This window comes from Streptomyces pimonensis (assembly GCF_041380215.1).
Lineage (GTDB): Bacteria > Actinomycetota > Actinomycetes > Streptomycetales > Streptomycetaceae > Streptomyces > Streptomyces pimonensis.
This window is the reverse complement of the sequence record NZ_JAHWZY010000001.1, coordinates 319,871-342,311: the sequence shown is the minus strand read 5'-3', so window position 1 is coordinate 342,311 and position 22,441 is coordinate 319,871. Positions and strand designations below refer to the sequence as shown.

Here is a 22,441-nt window from a genome sequence, read left to right as displayed (position 1 = left end):
AAGGATGCGGCATCCCCGGCGAAACGAGCAGCGAGCGTCCGGCGGCTGCCGTCGGCGCGCTGGTGGAGCGGGGTTCTCGCACCCCGCGGCGGCTTGCCCGCACCCCGGGCACGACGGCTCCGGCCGACTGCGGCGTATCCGGCCGACTGCGGCGGCTTGCTGTGCTCCGGGGCCGGCCCGGTCCGCTCCGCGGCGTGCCGTGTGGTTCGGTCCGGGTCCGTGGGGCCGGTGGCAGGCCGCACGGAACCATGGTTCTCGCACCCTCCGACAGCACGCCGACCGGAGCCACGGACTTCCCGCGCGCCGGCAGCACGCCGCACGAGGCCGCGGCCCTCGCACCCGCCGGAAGCGCACCGCAGGAAACACGCCTCGCACACCCGGCGGGAACGCACCGCACGGCGTCAGCGCCCGCGCATTCCGCCGGAAGCGCACCGCGCGGAGCCGCGGACCCCGCGCCCGCCGGGAACACACCACGTGGAGTCACTCCCCGCACTCCCGCCGGAAGCGGACCCCCGGAGCCGCGAGCTTCACGGCCGCCGGAAACACGCCCATCGGGCCGCGGAACCCCGCGGCCGCCGGGCCTCGCGTCGCCGACCGGCGGGCTTCACCCGGGCCGGTGCGTGTGCGACCGGTCACGCGGGGTGTCGCGCCGAGGGTCGTGGCCGGGTCCGGGCGGAGGCGCTCACCGGCCCCCGCGGCATCGAGTGCCGTGGGGGCCGCACACCGGGACGGACCGGCCCCGGGGCGGGGAGGGCCCAGGGCCCCCCTCGTACGGATCGTGCCGGGCCCCTGAGCCCCGTTTCCGTCCCGGCCCGCGCGGATGCGGGCACCCGGAGTCACGGACCGGCTCCCGCCGTCCCGCGGCCCAGGGCGCGGGGCCCGCCCGTCACCCGGCGCGATTCCCGCGCAAGGCCCTAGCGCACCAGGCCCCACCGGAAGCCGAGCGCCACCGCGTGGGCCCGGTCCGACGCGCCGAGCTTCTTGAAGAGCCGCCGCGCGTGCGTCTTGACGGTGTCCTCGGAGAGGAACAGCTCCCGGCCGATCTCGGCGTTGGAACGGCCGTGGCTCATGCCTTCGAGGACCTGGATCTCCCGCGCGGTGAGCGTGGGCGCCGCACCCATCTCGGCGGAGCGAAGCCGGCGCGGTGCGAGCCGCCAGGTCGGGTCGGCCAGCGCCTGTGTGACCGTGGCCCGCAGCTCCGCGCGGGAGGCGTCCTTGTGCAGGTAGCCACGCGCGCCGGCCGCCACCGCGAGCGCCACGCCGTCGAGGTCCTCGGCGACCGTGAGCATGATGATGCGTGCTCCGGGGTCGGCGGACAGCAGCCGCCGGACCGTCTCTACGCCGCCCAGACCGGGCATGCGTACGTCCATCAGAATCAGGTCCGAGCGGTCGGCTCCCCAGCGGCGGAGGACTTCCTCGCCGTTGGCAGCCGTCGTCACGCGCTCGACGCCGGGCACGGTCGCGACCGCGCGGCGGAGCGCCTCTCGGGCAAGCGGGGAGTCGTCGCAGACGAGGACGGAAGTCATGGCCGCCCTCCGCAGCTGATGCGCGTCACCTTGAGCCTCCAGGCTGGTACGAAATCGTCACCTGTGCGGTCGACCGTCCCGGACGTCCGTCCGAGCGCTTCTTCCTTCAACCGCCTCGCACTCTCAACGACGGTCACTCGAAAGAGTTACGGGGCCGTCTGCCATCTTCGGAACTCTACGTGAGGGGGCGGACACGGTGGGGATATGCGCGGCGGACCCCGAACTTTCCTCACAACCCGTGCCCCATTCAGACCCTTTTCTTCCCCTTTGCTGGTGTCCGGGGCTAGATTCGCAATGAGTCATATTTTCATCTCCTTGGATCGTATTCATACGGTCGTGGACACCGGATCCGCCCAGAACGGCTACAAGGGGTCACGCAATGGCAGATTTCTCCCGCCTTCCCGGACCGAACGCGGACCTGTGGGACTGGCAGCTCCTGGCCGCCTGCCGCGGGGTGGACAGCTCGCTCTTCTTCCACCCGGAGGGCGAACGGGGCGCGGCCCGAAGCGCTCGCGAGAACTCGGCCAAAGAGGTCTGCATGAGGTGCCCGGTGCGCGCCGAGTGTGCCGCACACGCGCTGGCGGTGCGCGAGCCGTACGGCGTGTGGGGCGGTCTGACCGAGGACGAGCGCGAAGAGCTGATGGGGCGGGCGCGCAACCGGCTGGTGTCGGCGTCGGCCACTGGCGGGCACGCCGCTTCGGACGACTGAGGGAACGTTTCTTCAGGAACACGGGGCACACACGCGTGCCCCTGCTTCGTCACCGGGGGTGATCGACCGTCCTTCACGCACGGTGATCACGTCCCCGGTCCCCTCACCGGCCGGCCGCCCCGGCCAGCTTCTCCAGCGTCGCGGTGACCGCCGGCACCTGGGCGAGGTCCGGGAGGGTGAGCGCGACTATCTCCCGGCGCACGGCGGGCTCCAGCGCCACGGCGCGCACTCCCCTGGGCCGTACGGACTCGACGGCCAGCTGGGGCAGCACCGCCACCCCGAGTCCGGCGCCGACCAGTCCCACGACGGCCGGATAGTCGTCGGTCGCGAAATCGATGCGCGGGGTGAAACCGGCCGTCTCGCACACCTCGACCAGTTGCCCCCGGCAGCGCGGACAGCCGGCGATCCAGGGCTCGTCGGCGAGTTCGCCGATGGCGACCGACTCCGCGCGGGCGAGCCGGTGCCGTTCGGGCACGAGCCCCACCAGCCGGTCCGACAGCAGCGGCCGTACGACGAGGTCGTCCCACTCCTCGGCGCCCGCCGCCCCCTCGTACCGGAAGGCGAGGGTCACGTCGCAGTCGCCCTCGCGCAGCATCTCCACGGAGCGGGGCGGCTCGGCCTCCTCCAGGGAGACCCGGGTGCCGGGGTGGGCGGCGCGCAGGGCGGCGAGGGCCGTGGGGACGAGGGTGGAGCTGCCGCTGGGGAAGGAGACGAGCCGGACCCGGCCCGCGCGGAGCCCGGCGATGGCGGCGACCTCCTCCTCGGCGGCGGTCAGCCCGGCGATGATCCCGGCCGCGTGCCGCACCAGCGCCTCCCCGGCCTGCGTCAGGCGCATCTCGCGGCCGCTGCGGATGAGCAAAGGCGTGCCGACGGAGGCCTCCAGGGCCTTCATCTGCTGGCTGACGGCGGGCTGGGTGCAGCCCAGTTCACGGGCCGCCGCGGAGAAGGAACCGGTGGCGGCCACGGCGCGCAGCACACGGAGATGACGAGCTTCGATCACTCCTCAAGGATAAGCAGACCTTTGGCACGGCACCGGATAATGCGTCGACGCTTTGACGCCCATCGCCTACCGTGCGCCCCATGAAGCTTCTGTCTGTGAATCTGGGTCGCCCCCGGGCCGTGCCGTACACGGACCAGCGCGACGGCGTGACCGGCATCGACAAGCGGCCCGTGGACGGGCCGGTGCGGGTGGCGGCGCCGGGGCCGAAGGGGGCCGGCGCGAGCGGCCTGGCCGGGGACGCCGTATGCGAGACGCGGCACCACGGCGGGGACGACCAGGCGGTGTACGCCGTGGCCCGCGAGGACCTCGACGAGTGGGAGCGCACCCTGGGGCGTCCACTGACGAACGGCGTGTTCGGCGAGAACCTCACCACCGAGGGGGTCGACGTGTCCGGCGCCCTGATCGGCGAGCGCTGGGCCGTCGGGCCGGAGGTGGTGCTGGAGGTGACCTCCGGACGCATCCCCTGCCGCACCTTCCAGGGCCATCTGGGTGAGAAGGGCTGGGTGAAGCGGTTCACGGAGCGGGGCGCGCCGGGGGCGTACTTCCGGGTGATCCGGCCCGGTGAGATACGCGCGGGCGACGCCGTACGGATCGTGCACCGGCCGGAGCACGAGGTGACGGTCGCGCTGCAGTTCCGTGCGGCGACGACCGAGCGGACGCTGCTGCCCCGGCTGCTGGCGGCGGGCGGGGCGCTGCATCCGGAGGTGCTGGCGACGGCGCGGACGTACGTGGAGAAGTACGGGGCCCGGTCGACGGCCTGACGACATGTGTCCATGGGATGACACGAAGCGGAGGCTCCCGCTCCGGGTAACTACTCTTACGCCATGACAACGGCTCTGATTACGGGATCGACGGCTGGGATCGGTGCCGCGTTCGCGCGGCGGCTGGCGGCCGACGGACATGATCTGGTGCTGGTCGCCCGCGACACCGTCCGGCTGCGCGAACAGGCGACCGAGCTGCACGACCGCCACGGCATCGAGGCGGAGGTGCTGACCGCCGACCTGGCTCAGGACAAGGGCATCGAGGCGGTGGCCGACCGCCTCGGCGACCCGAAGAACCCCGTGGACCTGCTGGTCAACAACGCCGGCTTCGGCCACCGGGGCCGTTACCTCGAGGTCCCCATGGCCGACGAGCTGCGGATGCTCAAGGTGCACTGCGAGGCGGTGCTCCGGCTGACGTCTGCGGCGGTGGAGGCGATGCGCGGGCGCGGGCGCGGAGGTGTCGTGAACGTCGCCTCGACCGCCGCCTTCGTACCGCGCGGGACCTACGGGGCCTCCAAGGCATGGGTCGTGCAGTTCACCCAGGGCGCGGCACAGGACCTGGCGGGGCACGGCGTACGGCTGATGGCGCTGTGCCCCGGTTTCGTGCGCACCGAGTTCCACGCGCGGGCCGGGATGGGCACGGACAACATCCCGAACTGGATGTGGCTGGACGCGGACAAGGTCGCCGCCGCGGCGCTCACGGACCTGGCCCGGGGCAAGACGCTGTCGATCCCGGACCCGCGCTACAAGGCGCTGATGGGGGCGGCGAAGCTGGTCCCGCGCGGGGTGCTGGGCGGGGTCTCGTCGCGGACGGGACGGAAGTACGGGCCCCGGTGACGGTCGCCGCGCGCCCACGCGGTCCCGGCGGGCGCGCGGTCCCGGCGGGCGCGCGGTCCCGGCGGGCGCGCGGTCCCGGCGGGCGCGCGGTCCCGGCGGGACGGAACCCGCTGTCCGGGAGAGAATGGGTGCTACGGAGCGACCCGGACCCAGGGGGGACCGGAGGCGAGCGTCATGACCTTCGTACAGCTCATCGACTGCAGGACAAGCCGGTTCGAGGAGATGGACCGGCTCATGGACCAGTGGGTCGAGCAGACCAAGGGGAAGCGGACGGCGACGCACGCGGTGGTCGGCAAGGACCGCGCGGACACGTCGCACGTCGTCGAGATCGTGGAGTTCCCCTCGTACGAGGAGGCGATGCGGAACTCCGAACTGCCGGAGACCGGAAGGATATTCCGGGAGATGGTGGCCCTGTGCGACGGTGTGCCGACCTTCACGGACCTGGACGTGGTGCGCGACGAGCGGCTGAACGCGTAGTCCGCGCGGCGCTTCCTCGAGGTGGTCACCACCGCGGACGACCTGTCCTCGTCGACGGGCCTGGTCGAGGAGGGCTGCCACGACCACGATCCGGCCGACGAGCAGGACGTCGCCGCCCTCGGACGCGGTCCAGGCCCTCGTTCACGTCCCAGCCGACCAGCTTCCCGCCCTCCCGACGCGCCCGGTGCAGCAGGGTGCCGTCCTGGCCCATGCCGATGCACAGTCCCATATGGACGCCGTCCGGGTGGGGGAGGTCGCACGAGCCGGCCGCCGCGCTGTCGACCAGTGACAGTCACCCCGGCTCCCGTCCGTCACGGGCGTCCAGGGCCACCCGGCGCTCCTGCCGGTCGCCCGGCTCCGGCTCTGCCACTGCATGCGCCCACATGAGCCGGCCGTCGTCCGAGTTCCGGGAGGAGCCGTGCGCCGGACCACGGCACACCTCCTGCTCGTCGCCCGTGTGCGGGTGATCCGGCTCGGGGCCCCAGCAGTTGTGCCGGTACTCCCACAGCGTCTTCCCGTCCGTTCCCATGGCCCGTACCGCGCGCTGCCCCGAGAAGACCTCGAACGTGCCGTCCGGGCTCACCGGGTGGACGCCGTGCTCCCACCGGGGCCAGGGAAGGGGGAAGACGACCGCCGACGCACGCTCCCCGCGAACAGCTCCCGGAAGTCGTGGGCCTCCAGCTCGTACCCGTTCCTGAGGAGGCCCGGGGTGACAAGGCCTGCCTGAACAGCGTCGGCCTGTTCTCCTACAGTGGTGGGCCGTATCAGACGCCGGCCGCCCACTGCTGAGCATCGCCATGAGACGCCGGCGCCCCGGACACGGTGAGGCGCCGGCGTCCACGACGTGAAAGACGAACATGTTTGCAGCCATATTCGACGGCCACTACGGTTTTCTGGCCGTCCTCGCCTTCGTCGGCCTCGCCATGGGCGGCCTGGCGTGGTGGACAGCGACCAGGAAGGGGAGCCCCCACGGTCTGTGGTGGTCAGCCCTGACGGCCACCGTGACCGGGGTCCTCGGCTTCCCGCCCGCGTCCGCGAGCTGCTGCGGATCGACGCGTACGAGGTCACGGACGACAACGGGGTGCACCCGCTACCGGGGTGAGGGCCTCATCACCCCTTACCGCCACCCGCTGACAGGGCCGTAGAAGCTGGGGGCTCCACAGGGACAAAAGAAGAAAGGGGCAGCGGCCGTTGGACGGCGGGTGCCCCTTCAAGTCCGCCAAGTCCGCGATCAGGTCAGCGCGAGGCTGCCCGGCACAGCCCACTCGCCCGCACGTACGGCCACAGCGGGCGGCCGTCGGGGCGGGGTGGGCCGGCGGACACCCACCCCGACAAGCCCGCCACCCTCCCCCACCACCCCGCCGGACGACTGCCGTGGGGCGCGTCGTACCTGGTGGGCGAGGGGCGGTCACCCTGGCGGGGCCGCCGGTGTGTCTCCTCCTCACCGTCCTGACCAGCGCCGTGCTCGTCGAGGCGCTCGGCATCACGGGCATGGGGGGACGCCGGGGTCTTCGGGCTCCTCGTCGGCGTCGGTGATCTCGGTGCGATCACCTTCCAGATCGCCATCAACCCGAATTTCCCGCGCCCGCCGTACCACGGGGCCCTCAACGCGCCGTTCTTCGTGATCACGAGTGTGCTCAGCGGCGTCGTCCTGGCCGCGATGCGCTGAGTCCCCGCCGGCTAGTCACCTCCTCCGCCGCCTCCCCCGTCACCACCGCTTCCGCCGCCGTCGCCGCTTCCGCCGCCGTCGCCGCCCTCCCCGCCGTCGCTGCCCCAGCCGTCGCCGCCGCCGCGTTCGTTGTCGTTCCGGCCGGTGCCGAGGTTGCTGAACCAGGGGAGGTCCCAGGTGTCGGCTTCCGCCTCCGATCGGGAGCGGGGGCGGAACCTGGCCAGGCCCGTCGTGTCCCCGAGGCCGAAGGACACGGCGACCGCGTGGGCCATCACGGCGTCCAGGGGGTCGGGGCTCTCGTGGTGCACGGCGGCCAGCGGCAGCAGCACGGTGCCGGGCGGGGGGCCCGGCCACCGCGACGGACGGGTCAGCAACGCGACCCGCCGGTCGTCACGCAGCAGCCACGAGCTCTCCGCGTTCTCGCGCCGCAGCGTCCAGTGCCGGTCGGGCAGGCGTATCCCGACGCTGCTCCTGGACTTGCGGAACGTGCGGCGGAGTTCGAGGTGCGCGGTGGCGTCGCCGACGGTCAGGTGCAGGTCGCCGTCCGGGGCGGTGGAGTCCCCGCGGAAGCCGTACGGCGCCCTGAGCCGTACGGCGGGGGCGTGCGGGCCCCAGACGTCCACGCGGACCAGGCGCCGGTCCACGGCGACGGTGACCGGTCCGGCGGGGCCGGGCGCGTGGCGCCGCGCGATCCACAGGGGCACGCCCTCCGCGTGCGCCCGCGCGGCGAGGGCGGCCACCCGCTCCGCCCCGCCGCACCCGCGGACCGCCCACTCGCCCAGGGCTCGGGCGAAGTCGGCTGCCCGATGCGCCTTCACAGGCGTGGTCGTCCCCGTCACCCGGGTGACCGGGACCCTGCCGGGTCCCTGCGCCAGCGAGGCCAGGGGGCGTTCCGCGCCGGCGCCGCCGAGCCAGCACCCCCGCAGGTACGCCTCGGCCATGGCGCCGAGGTTCAGCTCGCCCGCCGGTGTCGTCCGGCCGCCTCTGCGCAACCCGTCCTCGGTGAGTTCCACGGTCCGCGCCAACGGGTTGCGGGACCGCTCCCCGTAGAGCACCTGGCTCATCACATTCCCCTCCTGTTCCCGGCCGGCTGCGGTTCCGTCCTCACGCGCCGCGCCCTCGTCGAAAAATATCGCGGCCGGGCGGCAACCTCCCGCCGTACGGCGGCGACTTCAGGGCGGTGGACAACGAGGGCCATCGCACATCGAACGAAAGCCGTGACATGCGCAGTACTGGTAACACCGCCCCGCCCGCGGGGCACCGGAGGAAGAACGGCCGGCGCCGCACCGTCCTGATCGGCGCCCTCACCACGTCGCTCGTGGGCGGCGCCGTGGTCGGCGGCGTGCTGATGTCGGCGTCCGCGGCGGAACCGGGCGCGGGCACCTACCGCCTGGTGAACGCGGCGGGCGGGACCTGTCTGGAGGTTCCGTCGGGAAGCGCCGGCGCCGGGGTGCGGCTGGCCCTGGCGGACTGCGACGGGGGCGCGGACCAGAGCTGGGAACTGGCCGACTCCGGCGACGGTTTCACCGTGACGTCGTCCGCCACCGGTCTGTGCGCGGGCGTCAAGGGCGACGCGGTCTCCGCCGGGAAGGCCGTGCAGCAGCAGGACTGCGGCGAGGGCTCCTCCCAGGTCTGGAAGGTGAGCCCCGTCGGTGACGCCTACCACCTGGTCAACGCGCACAGCGAGAAGTGCCTGAACCCCAAGGGCGGCCTGCTCCAGCAGAACTCCTGCGACAAGGCCGCCGGCAAGACCTGGACCCTGCAGGAGGTGAACGGCTCGACGCCCCCCGCGTCGACGCCGACGGCGGCTCCGACGGCGAGCGCTCCCGCCTCCGCCTCCCCCACCGCGCCCGCGGACGACGAGCCGGCCGGTGACACCGCGTTCGCCTCCTGGCCCACCGCCACCGACGAGCAGCCCGTCTCCTCGACCATCGAGGTGAAGGGCGTGTACGACGGCTCCCTGAAGCGCTTCCACGGCTCGGGCGACCTCGGCGGCAGCGGCCAGGACGAGGGGCAGGACCCGCTGTTCAAGCTCGCCGACGGCGCGACGCTGAAGAACGTGATCCTGGGGACGCCCGCCGCCGACGGAGTGCACTGCTCGGGCAGCTGCACCCTGGTCAACGTGTGGTGGGAGGACGTCGGCGAGGACGCCGCCAGCTTCAAGGGCAAGTCCGCCTCGGCGGCCTACGTCGTCGACGGCGGCGGTGCCCGCAAGGCCGACGACAAGGTCTTCCAGCACAACGGCGCCGGCACCCTGACGATCAGGAACTTCCAGGTGTCCGACTTCGGCAAGCTCTACCGCTCGTGCGGCAACTGCGGGACCCAGTACCAGCGCCACGTCGTGATCGACAACGTCCTGGTCACGAGCCCCGGCAAGGTCCTCGCCGGGGTCAACGCCAACTACGGTGACACCGCGACCCTCTCGGACGTGACGATCGCCGGCGACAGCAAGAAGAAGATCGTCGTCTGCGAGCGCTTCAAGGGCAACGACAACGGGGACGAGCCGACCGAGCTCGGCGGTGGTCCCGACGGCAAGGCCTGCATCTACAAGACCTCCGACGTGACGTACCAGTAGGACGCACCGCACGGGGCGAGGGCCCGGCACCGCTGCTGTTCAGCGGTGCCGGGCCCTCGTCGTGCTGTGAGCGGGTCGCTCAGTGGGCGTGGCCGTGGCCGTGACCGCCGGCGGCCGGCTCTTCCTCTTCCTTCTTCTCGACGACCAGGGTCTCGGTCGTCAGCAGCAGGGAGGCGATGGAGGCGGCGTTCTCCAGGGCGGAGCGGGTCACCTTGACCGGGTCGATGACGCCGGCCTTGACCAGGTCGCCGTACTCGCCGGTGGCGGCGTTGTAGCCGTTGCCCTTCTCGAGCTCGGCGACCTTGGAGACGATGACGTAGCCCTCGAGGCCGGCGTTCTCGGCGATCCAGCGCAGCGGCTCGACGGCGGCCTTGCGGACCACGGAGACACCGGTAGCCTCGTCGCCGGTCTTGTCGAGGTTGCCCTCGAGGACCTTGACGGCGTGGACCAGCGCGGAGCCACCACCGGAGACGATGCCCTCCTCGACCGCGGCGCGGGTCGCGGAGATGGCGTCCTCCAGACGGTGCTTCTTCTCCTTCAGCTCCACCTCGGTGGCGGCGCCGACCTTGATCACGCACACGCCGCCGGCCAGCTTCGCGAGGCGCTCCTGGAGCTTCTCGCGGTCCCAGTCGGAGTCGGTGGTCTCGATCTCGGCCTTGATCTGGCCGACGCGACCCTGCACGTCCTCCTTGTTCCCGGCACCGTCGACGATCGTGGTGTCGTCCTTGGTGACGGTGACGCGGCGGGCGGAGCCGAGCACGTCCAGGCCGACCTGGTCGAGCTTGAGGCCGACCTCCTCGGAGACGACCGTGGCGCCGGTGAGGACGGCCATGTCCTGCAGCATCGCCTTGCGGCGGTCACCGAAGCCGGGGGCCTTCACGGCGACCGCGTTGAAGGTGCCGCGGATCTTGTTGACGACCAGGGTCGACAGGGCCTCGCCCTCGACGTCCTCGGCGATGATCAGCAGCGGCTTGGAGGCGTTGGCCTGGATGACCTTCTCCAGCAGCGGCAGCAGCTCCGCGATGGAGGAGATCTTGCCCTGGGTGATGAGGATCTGGGGCTCGTCGAGGACGGCCTCCATGCGCTCCTGGTCCGTCACGAAGTACGGCGACAGGTAGCCCTTGTCGAAGGCCATGCCCTCGGTGAAGTCCAGCTCCAGACCGAAGGTGTTGGACTCCTCGACGGTGATGACACCGTCCTTGCCGACCTTGTCCATCGCCTCGGCGATGAGCTCGCCGACCTGCTGGTCCTGGGCGGACAGCGCGGCGACGGCGGCGATGTCGGACTTCTCGTCGATCGGACGGGCCGAGGCGAGCAGGTCCTCGGAGACCGCGGCGACGGCGGCGTCGATGCCCTTCTTCAGCAGCGCCGGGGAGGCGCCGGCGGCGACGTTCTTCAGGCCCTCGCGGACCAGCGCCTGGGCCAGCACGGTGGCGGTGGTGGTGCCGTCACCCGCGATGTCGTTGGTCTTGGTCGCCACCTCCTTCACCAGCTGCGCGCCGAGGTTCTCGTACGGGTCCTCGATCTCGACCTCGCGGGCGATCGTGACACCGTCGTTGGTGATGGTGGGGGCGCCGAACTTCTTGTCGATGACGACGTTGCGGCCCTTCGGGCCGATCGTCACCTTCACCGTGTCGGCAAGCTTGTTGACGCCGCGCTCGAGGGCGCGACGGGCGTCCTCGTCGAACTTCAGGATCTTCGCCATGGCAGCGGGAGCCCTCTCGGAATTCTGGGTGAAATCACTGCGCCCCGGGCGCCCGGTCCTTGTCGGATGCTGGGGCCAGGGGCGCAGTGGTTCGAGCAAAAGTGCTTGCTACGAGGTCGGGTTGTCCGGGGTGGCCCCCGGATCCCCCCTTACTTCTCGACGATCGCGAGGACGTCGCGGGCCGAGAGGACGAGGTACTCCTCGCCGTTGTACTTGACCTCGGTGCCGCCGTACTTGCTGTACAGAACGACGTCGCCGACCTTCACGTCGAGTTCGACGCGCTTGCCGTCCTCGAAGCGGCCCGGACCGATGGCCAGGACGACGCCCTCCTGGGGCTTCTCCTTGGCGGTGTCCGGAATGACCAGGCCCGAAGCCGTGGTCTGCTCGGCGTCGAGCGGCTGGACCACGATGCGGTCCTCGAGCGGCTTGATGGCAACCTTGGAGCTGGCGGTCGTCACGATCCGACCTCCCCCTTCGGAGATCTCACGGGGTTAACTGTCTGAGGTGGCGACCAGGTGGATCCGTCGTCGCGGGTGCCGGACCTGCCCGTCGCGTGTTTGGCACTCTCCAGGGGGGAGTGCCAGACCTGAGACTATGACTGCGATTAGCACTCGGTCAAGCGGAGTGCCAATTGCCTGCGGCGCGTCGCGGGGTGGGGGCGTCGTTCGCACCGGGGTGTGCAGCCGACGGCGTTGCGGTGACCGTCACCGGGGGCTGCCGCCCCCAGGCCCCGCTTCGGCCCTGAACGGGCCTCGTCCTCAAACGCCGGACGGGCTGAGAGGTGAGCGGTGCTCGCCAGGAACCGCCGACGGACCGGTCTGCCCGACGTGGTCCTCCAGCCTGCCCACCCTCAGCCCCCGCTCCGCCAGTTCGTCCAGCACCCGTGTCGTCCGTTCCGCCAACGACAGGGCCGGGGCCTCGCCCGACGGTACGGCGATGATGTCGCCGGGGCTCAGGTGGCGGGGGCCGTCGGCGTAGGTGAGGTGGCCGTCGGGCTCCAGGGTGACCCGCCACAGCACCACCGCCGCGATGCCGCAGTCCGCGGCGGCCCGCAGGGTGGTGGTGTCGTACGCACCGTAGGGCGGGCGGAAGAGGCGGGGGCGGACGCCGAAGCGGGACGCGAGCTTGCGCTGCTGGCCGCAGATCTCGGCGCGCTGGCCGGCGTACGGCAGACCGCGCAGGGCGGGATGGTCGAGGGTGTGGTTCTGCAGGCTCGCGCCGACCGAGCGCAGCCGGGCGAAGTGGGCGTACCCGGGGCCCACCACGCTGTCCGTGAGGAACAGGCTGACGGGCAGCCGGCGCTCGCGCACCAGGTCGACGAAGCGGGGGTCGCGTTCGGCTCCGTCGTCGTAGGTGAGGAAGACGACCCGGTCACGGGTCGGGACGCGGTCGACGACGGGCGGGAGGGCGCCGGTCCCCGGCGCCGGACCGGCTCCGGGCGACCGGCCCGCGCCGTCCTGCGTCCCGCCCGACGGACCGCATCCGGCGACCACGGCCAGCAGGGCGGCGGCGCCCGCCAGGAGACGGCCCCTCACAGGTAGTCCTCCAGGCGGGCCACCGCGTACCCCTCCGCCGTGGCCTTGTCCAGGAAGCGGCGGACCATGTCCGGCATCGTGCCCTTCCAGTCCCCGCGGCCCCGGAAGTGGCTGAGGACGATGTCGCCGGGGCGCAGTTCGCGGTCCCACTCGCGGTACTCCCAGCGGTCGACGAAGACCTCCTCGTTCCAGAGGGGGACGTGGGTGATCCCACAGGCCTTGGCGGCGCGCAGGGTGGCCTTGTCGTAGTTGCCGTAGGGCGGGCGGAAGAGGACGGGGCGCTCGCCGTAGCGCTCCTCGATGACCTCCTGCATGCCGCAGATCTCACGCTTCTGGCGGGCGTAGGACAGGGCCGGCAGGTAGGGGTGGTGGAGGGTGTGGTTGTGCAGGGCGACGTCCCGGTCCCGCATCTGCCTGAAGTAGCCGTAGTCCTCCTTGACCAGGTAGTCGCTGAGGAAGGCGCTGTAGGGGACCTTCAGCTCGCTCATCATCCGCAGGAACGCCGGGTCCTTCTCGGCGCCGTCGTCGATGGTGAGGAAGAGGATCTTCTCGTCGGTGGGGACGGTGGTGAAGACCGGGGGGAGTCCCAGCCGCCGGTGGCCGTCGACCTCGAAGCCGTCGCGGGTGGTGATCCGGGGCTTCTTCGCCGGGGGCGGCGGAGCGGCCAGCGGCACCCGCTTCAGTCCCCAGCGCTTCGCGGCGGCGACCCTCGCGGCGTGCGCCGCGCGCAGCTTGGTGGCGTAGGCGTCGAGCGCGCGGGCCGGGGGCGCCTGCAGGGGCTGCTGACCGCCCGCCGGTTCGGCCGGGGCGCCGCCGCCCGGTCCGCAGCCCGCGGCGACGGAGGCGAGAGCGAGTACCGCGAGGCCGGTCCGGACACCGCCGAATGGCCACTTTTTATCGTTTTGTCCTACTGCTCGCATGGTGCCGGATCCTCGCAGTCCGCCACCGGCGATCCGGTCCGACACCGCGACCGGAGGCACACGGTCCACCGACTGGCCCACAATGACCCGGTGAACGACCTCGCCCCCCTCCTCACCCCCGAAGGCCGCGCCCTCCTCGACGAGGTGCGCGACACCGATCCGGCCCACGAACTCGCCGTCGCGACCCGGCTGCGCCGCGAGCACCCCGCCGACCTGGTCTCGGCGGCGCTGGGCCAGGCGCGGCTGCGGCAGCGCGCGGTGGCCAAGTTCGGGGCGGAGGACGCGCGGCGGATGTTCTTCACGCCGAACGGGGTGGAGCAGTCGACGCGGGCGAGTGTGGCGGCGTACCGGGCCCGGCGGTTCCAGGAGCTCGGCGTGGCCTCCGTGGCCGACCTGTGCTGCGGGATCGGCGGGGACGCGATCGCGCTGGCCCGCGCCGGGATCCGGGTGCTGGCGGTGGACCGGGACCCGCTCACCGCGGCGGCCGCGCGGGCGAACGCCGAGGCGCTGGGGCTCGCCGGCATGATCGAGGTACGGCAGGCGGACGTGACGGAGGTGGACACGGCCGGCCACGACGCCGTGTTCGTCGATCCGGCCCGGCGCGGCGGGCGGGGCCGCGTCTTCGACCCCGAGGCGTACTCGCCCCCGTTGTCCTGGGCGGTCGCGGCGGCCCGCACGGCACCGCGCGCCGCCGCGCTGAAGGTCGCGCCGGGCATCCCGCACGAGGCCGTCCCCGCCGACGCGGGGGCCGAGTGGATCTCGGACGGCGGGGACGTGAAGGAGGCGGTGCTGTGGTTCGGCGCCGGGCAGGAGGCGGCGGTCCGCGCGACCCTCCTCCCCGGTCCGCGCACCCTCCTCTCCCGCGGGCTGCCCGACCCCGCGGTCCGCCCGCCCGGCCGGTACCTGTACGAGCCCGACGGCGCCGTCGTCCGGTCGCACCTCGTCGCCGAGGTCGCCGCGGAACTCGACGGCGGGCTCATCGACCCGACCATCGCCTACGTCACCGCCGACGAGCACCGCCCGACGCCGTACGCCACCGCCTACGAGCTCACCGACCGGCTCCCCTTCAACGTCAAGCGGCTGAAGGCGCTGCTGCGCGAGCGCCGGGTCGGCGTCCTGACCGTGAAGAAGCGCGGCTCGGCCGTCGAGCCGGAGGAACTGCGCCGCAAGGTCCTGTCCAAGCCGTACGGCCCCGAGTCCGTCACGGTCTTCCTGACCCGCGTCGACGGCGCCCCGACGATGCTGCTGGGGCACCCGGTGCGGTGATCACGCGCCGGCCCGCGCCGCGCGGCGCAGCAGCAGCTCCCGTTCGCGTGCGTTGCGGGTCAGCGACGCCGCGCGCCGGAACTCCGCCCGGGCCTCCTCCGTGCGGCCCAGGCGGGCCAGCAGGTCGCCGCGGACGCTGGGCAGCAGGTGGTAGTCCCGCAGCGCCGGTACGCCGGTCAGGGCGTCGGCCAGGGGCAGCGCCGCGGCGGGGCCCTCGGCCATGGAGACGGCCACCGCGCGGTTGAGTTCGACGACCGGGGAGGGGGCTCGGGCGGCGAGCAGGGCGTACAGGGCGGCGATGCGGGGCCAGTCGGTCTCCTCGTAGCGGTACGCGTGCGTGTGGCAGGCGGCGATGGCCGCCTGGAGGACGTACGGGCCCGGGGCGCCGGCGGCGACGGCGTCGGCGCGGGTGAGGGCGGTGACACCGCGGGCGATGAGCATGCGGTTCCAGCGGGCGCGGTCCTGGTCCTCGAGGAGGACCGGTTCGCCGTCCGGGCCGGTGCGGGCCGCGGCGCGCGAGGACTGCAACTCCAGCAGCGCGGTGAGCCCGTGCACCTCGGGCTCCCTCGGCATCAGTGCGGACAGCACGCGGGCCAGCCGCAGCGCGTCCTCGCACAGTGCCGGGCGCAGCCAGTCGTCGCCGGCCGTGGCGGCGTACCCCTCGTTGAAGATCAGGTAGATGACGTCGAGGACCGAGCCGAGGCGGGCCTCCCGGTCGGGGCCGTGGGGCACCTCGAAGGCGACGTTCCCCGTCGCCAGGGCGCGTTTGGCGCGCACGATCCGCTGGGCCACCGTCGACTCCGGCACGAGGAAGGCGCGGGCGATCTCGGCCGTGGTCAGGCCGCCGAGCAGCCGCAGGGTGAGGGCGGTGCGGGCCTCGGCGGACAGGACCGGGTGACAGGCGGTGAAGACGAGACGGAGCAGGTCGTCGTCGATGTCGTCCGGGTCCGCGGGCTCCTCCGGCGGAGCTGCCACCACCGGCTGGTCCCGGCCGATCTCGGCCAGCTTGCGGGCGTAGGTCTCCCTGCGGCGGATCAGGTCGACGGCACGGTTGCGGGCGGTGGCCATGAGCCAGGCGCCCGGGTTGTCGGGCACCCCGTCCCGCGGCCACTGCTCCAGCGCGGCGACGAGGGCGTCCTGTGCGAGCTCCTCGGCGATGCCGACGTCCCGGACGACACGGGCCACGCCGGCGATCACCCGGGGCGACTCCATGCGGAACACGGTCTCGACGGTCCGTGCCGTGTCCATGTCCGGGTCCGGGTCCGGGTCCGGGTCGCGGGGGCCTGTGGTGGGCTGTGGTGTCACGACCCACCATCAGACACCCGTACGGCGGCGGAGCCAAGGAGGGGTCTTTGGGCGCGCGGGAGCCGTCAGCCCTCCATGACCTCCCGCACCTCGCAGGTCACCGTCCAGTGCGGCTCGTGCACCTTCAGGAACCGCTTGGTCCACTCGATCGCCTCGGCCCTGTCCTTGGCCTGCAGCATCGTGTAGCCGCCGATGACCTCCTTGGTCTCGGTGAACGGCCCGTCCGTCACGGACAGCCGGCCGCCCTCGTAGTGCACCCGGGCGCCCTGGGCGGCCGGGACCAGTCCGGCGGTGTCCAGCAGGGCCCCGGCCTTCGTCATCTCCTCGATCAGCTCGCCCATCCGCTGCATCAGTTCGGGGCCGGGGCCGCCTTCGGGGGCGTTGTTCTCGTCGATCCGGATCAGGGAGAGAAAGCGCGGCATGGTGACTCCTCGGGTCGTGCGGACCGGGTCCTTCCCGGCCTCTCACCCCTGCGTCGAACGGGGGACACCGGATTCGACACCGGTGCCGGGGTTTTTCCGCCCCGCCTCCGCCTCACTTCAGAGAGGCCCACAGCTCCCCCGCCTCCGGCTGGTCCGCCACCACGCGGTTGCGGTCCCAGGGGGCCGGGACGACCGGCATGGTGAGGGTCGTGACGCCGTCGGCCGGGAGGTCCCGCAGGCTCTGCCCGAGGCGGGTCAGTTCACCCAGGGAGTCCAGGCCGGTGTCGGTGGTGAGGCTGCCGGTGACGGCGTCGGCGATCCGGTACAGCCGGGCGGGGCCGGTCAGCAGGTCCTCGTCCGCGACCTGCTCCAGCAGCGCCTTCACCAGCCGGTGCTGGAGCCCGATGCGGTCGAGGTCGCTGCCGTCGCCGACGCCGTACCGGGTGCGGGCCAGGGCGAGGGCGTCCGCGCCGTCGAGGTGGTGGGTGCCGGCGTCCAGGGTGAGGTGGCTGCGGTCGTCGTCGATGTCCTCCTCGGTGGTGACGGTGACCCCGCCGAGCGCGTCGACCAGGCGGGCGAAACCGGCGAAGTCGATCTCGACGTAGTGGTCCATGCGGACGTCCGTGAGCGACTCGACGGTCTTCACGGCGCACACCGGCCCGCCCACCTCGTACGCGCTGTTGAACATCGCACCGGAGGCCGCACGGGTCGACCCCCCGTCCTCCAGGGGACAGGAGGGCCGGTCGACGAGGGTGTCCCGGGGGATGCTGACCACCGTCGCGGCGGTCCGGCCGGCGTCGAGGTGGACGACCATGGCGGTGTCGGAGCGGGCGCCGCCGCTGTCACCGCCGCCGAGCTCCTGGTTCTCCTCGCCGCTGCGCGAGTCGGAACCGAGCACCAGGATGTTCAGGGACCCGGTCGGCAGGGGCGGGGCCGTGGCGGACGCGTCCGGGACGACCGCGGCCCCGGCGGGGCGGTCGTCGCCCAGGGCGCTGTCGATGTCGACGCTGTCGATGTTGCCGTTGAGCTGCCAGTACACCCAGCCGGCGGCTCCGGCGCCCAGGACCAGCAGGCCCGCCAGCGTGAACCCCGTGATCTTCAGCGCCGTCGCCCGCCGGCCCGTTCGTATGCCCGCGCCCTCGCCCCCGGTCCCGTCGTCGTCCCCGGTCCCGTCGCTCTTCTCGTGTTCCCTCACAGGCAGGAACATAAGTCCGAATTATGACGAGCAGCGCTCCGCAGACGGTTTTCTTGTGAAGTTCTCAGACTTCCGGCGTGCCGCCCGACGGATCGAAACTTTCGGACCGGCTCACACCCCCGTCGGCGCCGCCGTACTGCTCCGCACCACCAGGCTCGTCGCCAGCTCCACCCGGGTCGCCGCCGCCGAGTCCTCGGCCCGGCCCAGATCGAGCACCAGCCTGGCCGCCGCCTCCGCCATCTCCGTCAGCGGCTGCCGCACGGTCGTCAGCGGCGGCCCCACCCAGCGGGCCACCGGCAGGTCGTCGAACCCGACCACGCTCAGGTCCTCCGGGATCCGCAGCCCCAGCTCGCGCGCGGCCTCGTACAGTCCGAGGGCCTGGAGGTCGTTGCCGGCGAAGACCGCGGTGGGCCGGTCCTCGCGGCGCAGCAGGGCGAGGCCCTGCCGGTAGCCGGCCTCGTGGTGGAAGTCCCCGGCCGCGATCAGTCCGGGGTCGACCGGCAGTCCGGCGGTCTCCAGGGCGGCCCGGTAGCCGTCGAGGCGGGCACGGCTGCACATCATCCGCGCGGGTCCGCTGATCGCGCCGATCCGGGTGTGGCCCAGCTCGACCAGGTGCCGGGTCGCGGCGAGCCCGCCCTGCCAGTTGGTCGCGCCGATGGAGGGCACGTCGGTGCCCGGGTCGCCGGCCGGGTCCATCACCACGAACGGGATGGAGCGGCTGGTCAGCAGGGCCCGCCCGGACTCGTCGAGGCCGGACAGCACGAGGATCACGCCGTGCGGGCGGCGCGCGGCGACCTGGTCGGCCCAGGTGCGCCCCGGTGTGAGCCGGCCCGCGCTCTCGGAGAGGACGACGCTCAGGCCCGCGTCCCGGGCCACGTTCTCCACGCCCCGGATGACCTCCATCGCCCAGGCGCTCTCCAGTTCGTGGAAGACCAGGTCGATCAGGGGAGAGCGGGTGGACTCGGCGCGGCGGCGCCGGTAGCCGTGGGCGCGCAGCAGCCCCTCGACCCGGCTCCGGGTGGCGGGGGCGACATCGACGCGGCCGTTGAGGACCTTCGAAACAGTCGGGGCGGAGACGCCGGCCTCGCGGGCGATCTCGGCGAGGGTCGCCGTCCGGGCACTGCGCCCTTGCGCCTGGATCTCGGCGGGCTGCGGGGAAGTCATGGCGGCGATCGTAACCCTGCGGGCCGTGTTGACGAAGACCTCGGCATCCCATGACTCACCGGAACATTCGGCGGATACTCCGAAACTTTCTCCGCAGCGTACGGGAGAGAACCGTTCGCCCTCCTCGCACCCCGCTGTACGCCATCGGCCACGGCGGCTCGTACGAGATCGGCGCCGACCGCCCGGGACACCGGCGATCAGTTCCCCGGTGCCCGGTGCCATCGTGCCGTCAGGTCGGCGGCGACGACGCGGACCGAGCCGTTGGTGAACGCGATCTCGTGGCTCGGGCCCGCCGGGTGCGGAAGGACCTCGTCCAGTGGGAGACCGCCCAACCGGGGGAGCGTGCCGTCGTCCTCGTCCGCCACCGTACGGAACCGGCGCGCACGCCCGCGTACCGCAGGTGCAGGCCCTCGTCGCGCTTCCACGGACTGGGGTCCAGGTACAGCTCCACCGCGACCGCCCCCTCTGCCGGGGAGGCGCGCCCGACCGTCAGGTCCTTGACGCACCGGGGACTGCCGAAGTCGTGGTGCCCCGGTTCCCTCACCCAGGCCGCGGCGCCCGCCGGAAGGCGCGGCGCGACCTGGTCGAGCACGTCCGGGTACGGCTGCGGGTCGCGCTCGAACCCGTATCGATCGGGGAGTGCTCCGACGCGGACGTACTCCGCCGGCGACCATCCGTGATCCTGTCGTCCACCTCGTCGGGCAACTCCTCGGCGCCGGCTCAGCCGCCCCCGAGCGACTCGAACCGCCACCGGTGCACCGGGCGGGCGACCAGATCCCCCTCCGGCTCCGGCAGTTCGGGCAGGTCGGCGTCGTACGGGGCGTCCCACCAGGTGATGACCAGAACACGGTCCTGCGGGGCGCGGAGGGTCTCGCGGCGCAGGGGCCGCTCGGGCAGCTCCCGCACCCGCTCCTGCGCCCAGGCCAGCAGTTCGGCGCCCCGGCCGGGGACCGACCGGGCCTCCCACATCAGTGCGACCGTCATGAGTACAGGTTGTCCCCGGCGGTCTCGTGCACGTGGTCGTGCGTGTGCGAGGCGCCCGGGACGTGCGGCTCCGTCACCGGCAGCGAGGAGTCGGCCGACAGGTCCCAGTCGGAGGCCGGGCGGTTCCGGGCGACCATCTCCGCGCCCAGCGCCGCCACCATCGCGCCGTTGTCCGTGCACAGCTTGGGGCGCGGCACGCGCAGCCGGATGCCGGCCGCCTCGCAGCGCTCCCGGGCCAGGGCCCGTAGCCGGGAGTTGGCGGCCACGCCGCCGCCGATCATCAGGTGGTCGACGCCCTCGCCCTTGCAGGCCCGTACGGCCTTGCGGGTGAGCACGTCCACGACCGCCTCCTGGAAGGACGCCGACACGTCGCGCACCGGCACCTCCTCGCCCGCCGCCCGCTTGGCCTCGATCCAGCGGGCCACCGCCGTCTTCAGCCCGGAGAAGGAGAAGTCGTACGCCGGGTCGCGCGGGCCGGTCAGACCGCGCGGGAACGCGATCGCCTCCGGGTCGCCCTCGCGCGCGTACCGGTCGATGACCGGGCCGCCGGGGAAGCCCAGGTTCAGCACCCGGGCGACCTTGTCGAAGGCCTCGCCGGCCGCGTCGTCGATGGTCGCGCCGAGGGGGCGGACGTCGGAGGTGATGTCCGCGGACAGCAGCAGGGAGGAGTGGCCGCCGGAGACCAGCAGCGCCATCGTCGGCTCGGGCAGCGCGCCGTGCTCCAGCTGGTCGACGCAGATGTGCGAGGCGAGGTGGTTGACGCCGTAGAGGGGCTTGCCGAGGGCGTAGGCGTACGCCTTGGCCGCCGACACGCCGACCAGCAGCGCGCCCGCGAGTCCGGGTCCGGCGGTGACGGCGATGCCGTCGAGGTCGCGGGCGCTGACGCCCGCCTCCTTCAGCGCGCGCTCGATGGTGGGGACCATCGCCTCCAGGTGGGCGCGGCTCGCCACCTCCGGGACGACGCCGCCGAAGCGGGCGTGTTCGTCGACGCTGGAGGCGACGGCGTCCGCCAGCAGGGTGGTCCCGCGCACGATGCCGACACCGGTCTCGTCGCAGGAGGTCTCGATCCCCAGTACCAGGGGTTCGTCAGCCATGGGTCTCGGTTCCTTGTACGCCGTTCCCGTCGACGGGACTCGCCGGGTTCACGGAGGTGGAGGGGTCGGTCAGTCGCATCACCAGGGCGTCCACGTTCCCCGGCTGGTAGTAGCCGCGCCGGACGCCGATGGTCTCGAAGCCGAAGCGCTCGTAGAGCTTCTGGGCCCGGACGTTGTCCACCCGGCACTCCAGCAGCACCTCGGCGCACTCGAAGGCGGTCGCCGCCCGCAGCAGCTCGGTCAGCAGCCGCGAGCCGAGGCCGGTGCCCCAGTGGTCCCGGGTGACGGCGATGGTCTGCACGTCGGCCGCCGGGACGCTGTCGCCGCCCTGGCCGGCGTCGCCGTCGGACTCCGCGCCGGAGGTGGTGAGGCCCGCGTAGCCGACGATCCGGTCGCCCTCCCGGGCGACGAAGTAGCGCCGCGTCGCCCCGGGCCCGCGCGCATGGGCCAGCTCGGACCAGAACATGCCGCGCGACCAGGCGTCCTCGGGGAACAGGTCCCGCTCCAGCTCCAGTACGGCGTCGATGTCCCACCAGCGCATCTCGCGCAGCACGACCGTCTCGGTTCCCGTCACTTGGGGGTGACCACCTTGTAGTTCTTGGGGACCTGGGCATCGGGCCGGCGCAGGTACAGCGGCCGGGGCGCGGGCAGCTCCTCGCCCGCCGCCAGCCGCTCGGCGGCCAGCCGGGCCAGGGCGGCGGCGGACACGTGCTCGGGCTCGTGCGCCTTGGGGAAGGTGTCCGGGTAGAGCAGCGCGCCGGCGCCGACCGCGGGCAGGCCCGCGACCTGCCCGGCGATGTCCGCGGGCCGGTCCACGGCGGGTTCGGTGAGGCGGGTGCGGGAGTCGGCGTAGCGCGCCCAGTAGACCTCCTTGCGGCGGGCGTCGGTCGCCACGACGAAGGGGCCCTCCAGGTCGGCCGCACGGGCCAGGCCGTCCAGCGTGCACACACCGTGCACGGGCACGCCCAGCGCGAGCCCGAAGGCGTCCGCGGTCATCAGGCCGACGCGCAGCCCGGTGTACGGACCGGGGCCGACGCCGACGACGATCCCGGTGACGGCGTCCAGCCGCAGACCTGCCTCGACGAGCACCCGGTCGATCGCCGGGAGCAGCAGCTCACCGTGGCGGCGGGCGTCCACCTGGCTCGACGAGGCGACGACGTCGTGGCCGTCGTGCAGCGCGACGGTGACGGCGGGGGTGGCGGTATCCAGAGCGAGCAAGAGCACGTAAACAGCCTACGGCTCCCACGCCCGGGCCACGGCCGCACGGGTCGACCGGTCACGTACTGCTACGGTCGCA

The 22,441-nt window shown here is 73.0% G+C and carries 23 protein-coding genes and 2 pseudogenes; 8 read left to right on the top strand and 17 right to left on the bottom strand.

Going from position 1 to position 22,441, the window contains the following annotated elements; genetic code table 11:
- Positions 1 to 914 precede the first annotated feature (914 nt).
- Positions 915 to 1,526, bottom strand: a complete 612-nt coding sequence (locus KYY02_RS01735) for a response regulator transcription factor (protein WP_003948568.1) — start codon at positions 1,524 to 1,526, stop codon at positions 915 to 917.
- Between the two features lie 379 nt (positions 1,527 to 1,905).
- On the opposite strand from KYY02_RS01735, the gene KYY02_RS01730 reads away from it, so the two are divergent.
- Complete coding sequence (locus KYY02_RS01730; RefSeq protein WP_371235554.1) at positions 1,906 to 2,235, top strand: WhiB family transcriptional regulator; 330 nt, start codon at positions 1,906 to 1,908, stop codon at positions 2,233 to 2,235.
- 103 nt (positions 2,236 to 2,338) lie between these two features.
- Here KYY02_RS01730 and KYY02_RS01725 read toward each other — a convergent pair whose 3' ends face one another.
- Positions 2,339 to 3,235, bottom strand: a complete 897-nt coding sequence (locus KYY02_RS01725) for a LysR family transcriptional regulator (RefSeq protein ID WP_371235553.1) — start codon at positions 3,233 to 3,235, stop codon at positions 2,339 to 2,341.
- A gap of 80 nt (positions 3,236 to 3,315) precedes the next feature.
- On the opposite strand from KYY02_RS01725, the gene KYY02_RS01720 reads away from it, so the two are divergent.
- From KYY02_RS01720 to KYY02_RS01710, 3 genes and pseudogenes are all read left to right on the top strand, one after another.
- Positions 3,316 to 3,996 carry an MOSC domain-containing protein gene (locus KYY02_RS01720; protein ID WP_371235552.1) on the top strand — a complete coding sequence of 227 codons (681 nt, stop codon included), beginning with the start codon at positions 3,316 to 3,318 and terminating at the stop codon, positions 3,994 to 3,996.
- A gap of 63 nt (positions 3,997 to 4,059) precedes the next feature.
- Positions 4,060 to 4,833 carry an SDR family NAD(P)-dependent oxidoreductase gene (locus KYY02_RS01715; RefSeq protein ID WP_371235551.1) on the top strand — a complete coding sequence of 258 codons (774 nt, stop codon included), beginning with the start codon at positions 4,060 to 4,062 and terminating at the stop codon, positions 4,831 to 4,833.
- Positions 4,834 to 5,007: 174 nt separating this feature from the next.
- Positions 5,008 to 5,430: pseudogene (locus KYY02_RS01710) on the top strand (ester cyclase); the annotation flags it as partial.
- A 172-nt stretch (positions 5,431 to 5,602) separates the two neighbouring features.
- Here the strand turns inward: KYY02_RS01710 and KYY02_RS01705 are convergent.
- Positions 5,603 to 5,893 carry a hypothetical protein gene (locus KYY02_RS01705; protein ID WP_371235722.1) on the bottom strand — a complete coding sequence of 97 codons (291 nt, stop codon included), beginning with the start codon at positions 5,891 to 5,893 and terminating at the stop codon, positions 5,603 to 5,605.
- Between the two features lie 274 nt (positions 5,894 to 6,167).
- Here KYY02_RS01705 and KYY02_RS01700 point away from each other — a divergent pair, with 274 nt between their 5' ends.
- A complete protein-coding gene (locus KYY02_RS01700; protein WP_371235550.1) occupies positions 6,168 to 6,455 on the top strand; it encodes a hypothetical protein in 288 nt (95 codons plus the stop codon).
- Positions 6,456 to 6,990: 535 nt separating this feature from the next.
- Here KYY02_RS01700 and KYY02_RS01695 read toward each other — a convergent pair.
- The gene (locus KYY02_RS01695) at positions 6,991 to 8,043 is read right to left on the bottom strand and encodes a hypothetical protein (RefSeq protein WP_371235549.1); all 1,053 of its coding nucleotides are present in this window, start codon (positions 8,041 to 8,043) and stop codon (positions 6,991 to 6,993) included.
- A 158-nt stretch (positions 8,044 to 8,201) separates the two neighbouring features.
- Here KYY02_RS01695 and KYY02_RS01690 point away from each other — a divergent pair.
- Together KYY02_RS01690 and KYY02_RS01685 are read left to right on the top strand one after the other, a co-directional pair.
- Positions 8,202 to 8,702, top strand: a pseudogene (locus KYY02_RS01690) (RICIN domain-containing protein); the annotation flags it as partial.
- Positions 8,703 to 8,738: 36 nt separating this feature from the next.
- Positions 8,739 to 9,554, top strand: coding sequence for a pectate lyase (locus tag KYY02_RS01685; protein ID WP_371235711.1), 816 nt, complete (start codon positions 8,739 to 8,741; stop codon positions 9,552 to 9,554).
- A 79-nt stretch (positions 9,555 to 9,633) separates the two neighbouring features.
- Here the strand turns inward: KYY02_RS01685 and groL are convergent, their stop codons facing one another.
- The 4 genes from groL to KYY02_RS01665 all read right to left on the bottom strand — a co-directional run bounded on the left by groL (position 9,634) and on the right by KYY02_RS01665 (position 13,714).
- The gene (gene groL, locus KYY02_RS01680; RefSeq protein ID WP_371235548.1) at positions 9,634 to 11,259 is read right to left on the bottom strand and encodes a chaperonin GroEL; all 1,626 of its coding nucleotides are present in this window, start codon (positions 11,257 to 11,259) and stop codon (positions 9,634 to 9,636) included.
- 149 nt (positions 11,260 to 11,408) lie between these two features.
- The gene (groES, locus tag KYY02_RS01675) at positions 11,409 to 11,717 is read right to left on the bottom strand and encodes a co-chaperone GroES (RefSeq protein ID WP_006130737.1); all 309 of its coding nucleotides are present in this window, start codon (positions 11,715 to 11,717) and stop codon (positions 11,409 to 11,411) included.
- Between the two features lie 300 nt (positions 11,718 to 12,017).
- Positions 12,018 to 12,794, bottom strand: a complete 777-nt coding sequence (locus KYY02_RS01670) for a polysaccharide deacetylase family protein (RefSeq protein WP_371235547.1) — start codon at positions 12,792 to 12,794, stop codon at positions 12,018 to 12,020.
- Entirely contained in the window at positions 12,791 to 13,714 is a 924-nt protein-coding gene (locus KYY02_RS01665; RefSeq protein WP_371235546.1) for a polysaccharide deacetylase family protein, read from the bottom strand. Before KYY02_RS01665 ends, KYY02_RS01670 begins: the two co-directional genes overlap by 4 nt.
- A gap of 90 nt (positions 13,715 to 13,804) precedes the next feature.
- On the opposite strand from KYY02_RS01665, the gene KYY02_RS01660 reads away from it, so the two are divergent.
- Positions 13,805 to 14,980, top strand: coding sequence for a THUMP-like domain-containing protein (locus KYY02_RS01660; protein WP_371235545.1), 1,176 nt, complete (start codon positions 13,805 to 13,807; stop codon positions 14,978 to 14,980).
- Here KYY02_RS01660 and KYY02_RS01655 read toward each other — a convergent pair whose 3' ends face one another.
- The 9 genes from KYY02_RS01655 to tsaB all read right to left on the bottom strand — a co-directional run bounded on the left by KYY02_RS01655 (position 14,981) and on the right by tsaB (position 22,368).
- Positions 14,981 to 16,285, bottom strand: a complete 1,305-nt coding sequence (locus KYY02_RS01655; protein WP_371235544.1) for an RNA polymerase sigma factor — start codon at positions 16,283 to 16,285, stop codon at positions 14,981 to 14,983.
- A gap of 65 nt (positions 16,286 to 16,350) precedes the next feature.
- Positions 16,351 to 16,707 (bottom strand): YciI family protein, encoded by a 357-nt coding sequence (locus KYY02_RS01650; RefSeq protein ID WP_371235543.1) that lies wholly within the window; start codon positions 16,705 to 16,707, stop codon positions 16,351 to 16,353.
- A gap of 112 nt (positions 16,708 to 16,819) precedes the next feature.
- Positions 16,820 to 17,914: an LCP family protein gene (locus tag KYY02_RS01645; protein WP_371235542.1), complete on the bottom strand. Its 1,095-nt coding sequence runs from the start codon at positions 17,912 to 17,914 to the stop codon at positions 16,820 to 16,822.
- Positions 17,915 to 18,013: 99 nt separating this feature from the next.
- The gene (locus KYY02_RS01640; RefSeq protein ID WP_371235541.1) at positions 18,014 to 19,066 is read right to left on the bottom strand and encodes a LacI family DNA-binding transcriptional regulator; all 1,053 of its coding nucleotides are present in this window, start codon (positions 19,064 to 19,066) and stop codon (positions 18,014 to 18,016) included.
- Positions 19,067 to 19,263: 197 nt separating this feature from the next.
- Positions 19,264 to 19,398, bottom strand: coding sequence for a hypothetical protein (locus KYY02_RS01635; RefSeq protein WP_371235540.1), 135 nt, complete (start codon positions 19,396 to 19,398; stop codon positions 19,264 to 19,266).
- A gap of 388 nt (positions 19,399 to 19,786) precedes the next feature.
- Complete coding sequence (locus tag KYY02_RS01630) at positions 19,787 to 20,050, bottom strand: hypothetical protein (protein ID WP_371235539.1); 264 nt, start codon at positions 20,048 to 20,050, stop codon at positions 19,787 to 19,789.
- Positions 20,047 to 21,144, bottom strand: a complete 1,098-nt coding sequence (gene tsaD / locus KYY02_RS01625; protein ID WP_371235538.1) for a tRNA (adenosine(37)-N6)-threonylcarbamoyltransferase complex transferase subunit TsaD — start codon at positions 21,142 to 21,144, stop codon at positions 20,047 to 20,049. The genes KYY02_RS01630 and tsaD overlap by 4 nt, the downstream gene beginning before the upstream one ends.
- Positions 21,137 to 21,718, bottom strand: a complete 582-nt coding sequence (rimI, locus tag KYY02_RS01620) for a ribosomal protein S18-alanine N-acetyltransferase (RefSeq protein ID WP_371235537.1) — start codon at positions 21,716 to 21,718, stop codon at positions 21,137 to 21,139. The genes tsaD and rimI overlap by 8 nt, the downstream gene beginning before the upstream one ends.
- Positions 21,715 to 22,368 carry a tRNA (adenosine(37)-N6)-threonylcarbamoyltransferase complex dimerization subunit type 1 TsaB gene (gene tsaB / locus KYY02_RS01615; RefSeq protein ID WP_371235536.1) on the bottom strand — a complete coding sequence of 218 codons (654 nt, stop codon included), beginning with the start codon at positions 22,366 to 22,368 and terminating at the stop codon, positions 21,715 to 21,717. Before tsaB ends, rimI begins: the two co-directional genes overlap by 4 nt.
- Between the last annotated feature and the right edge of the window lie 73 nt (positions 22,369 to 22,441).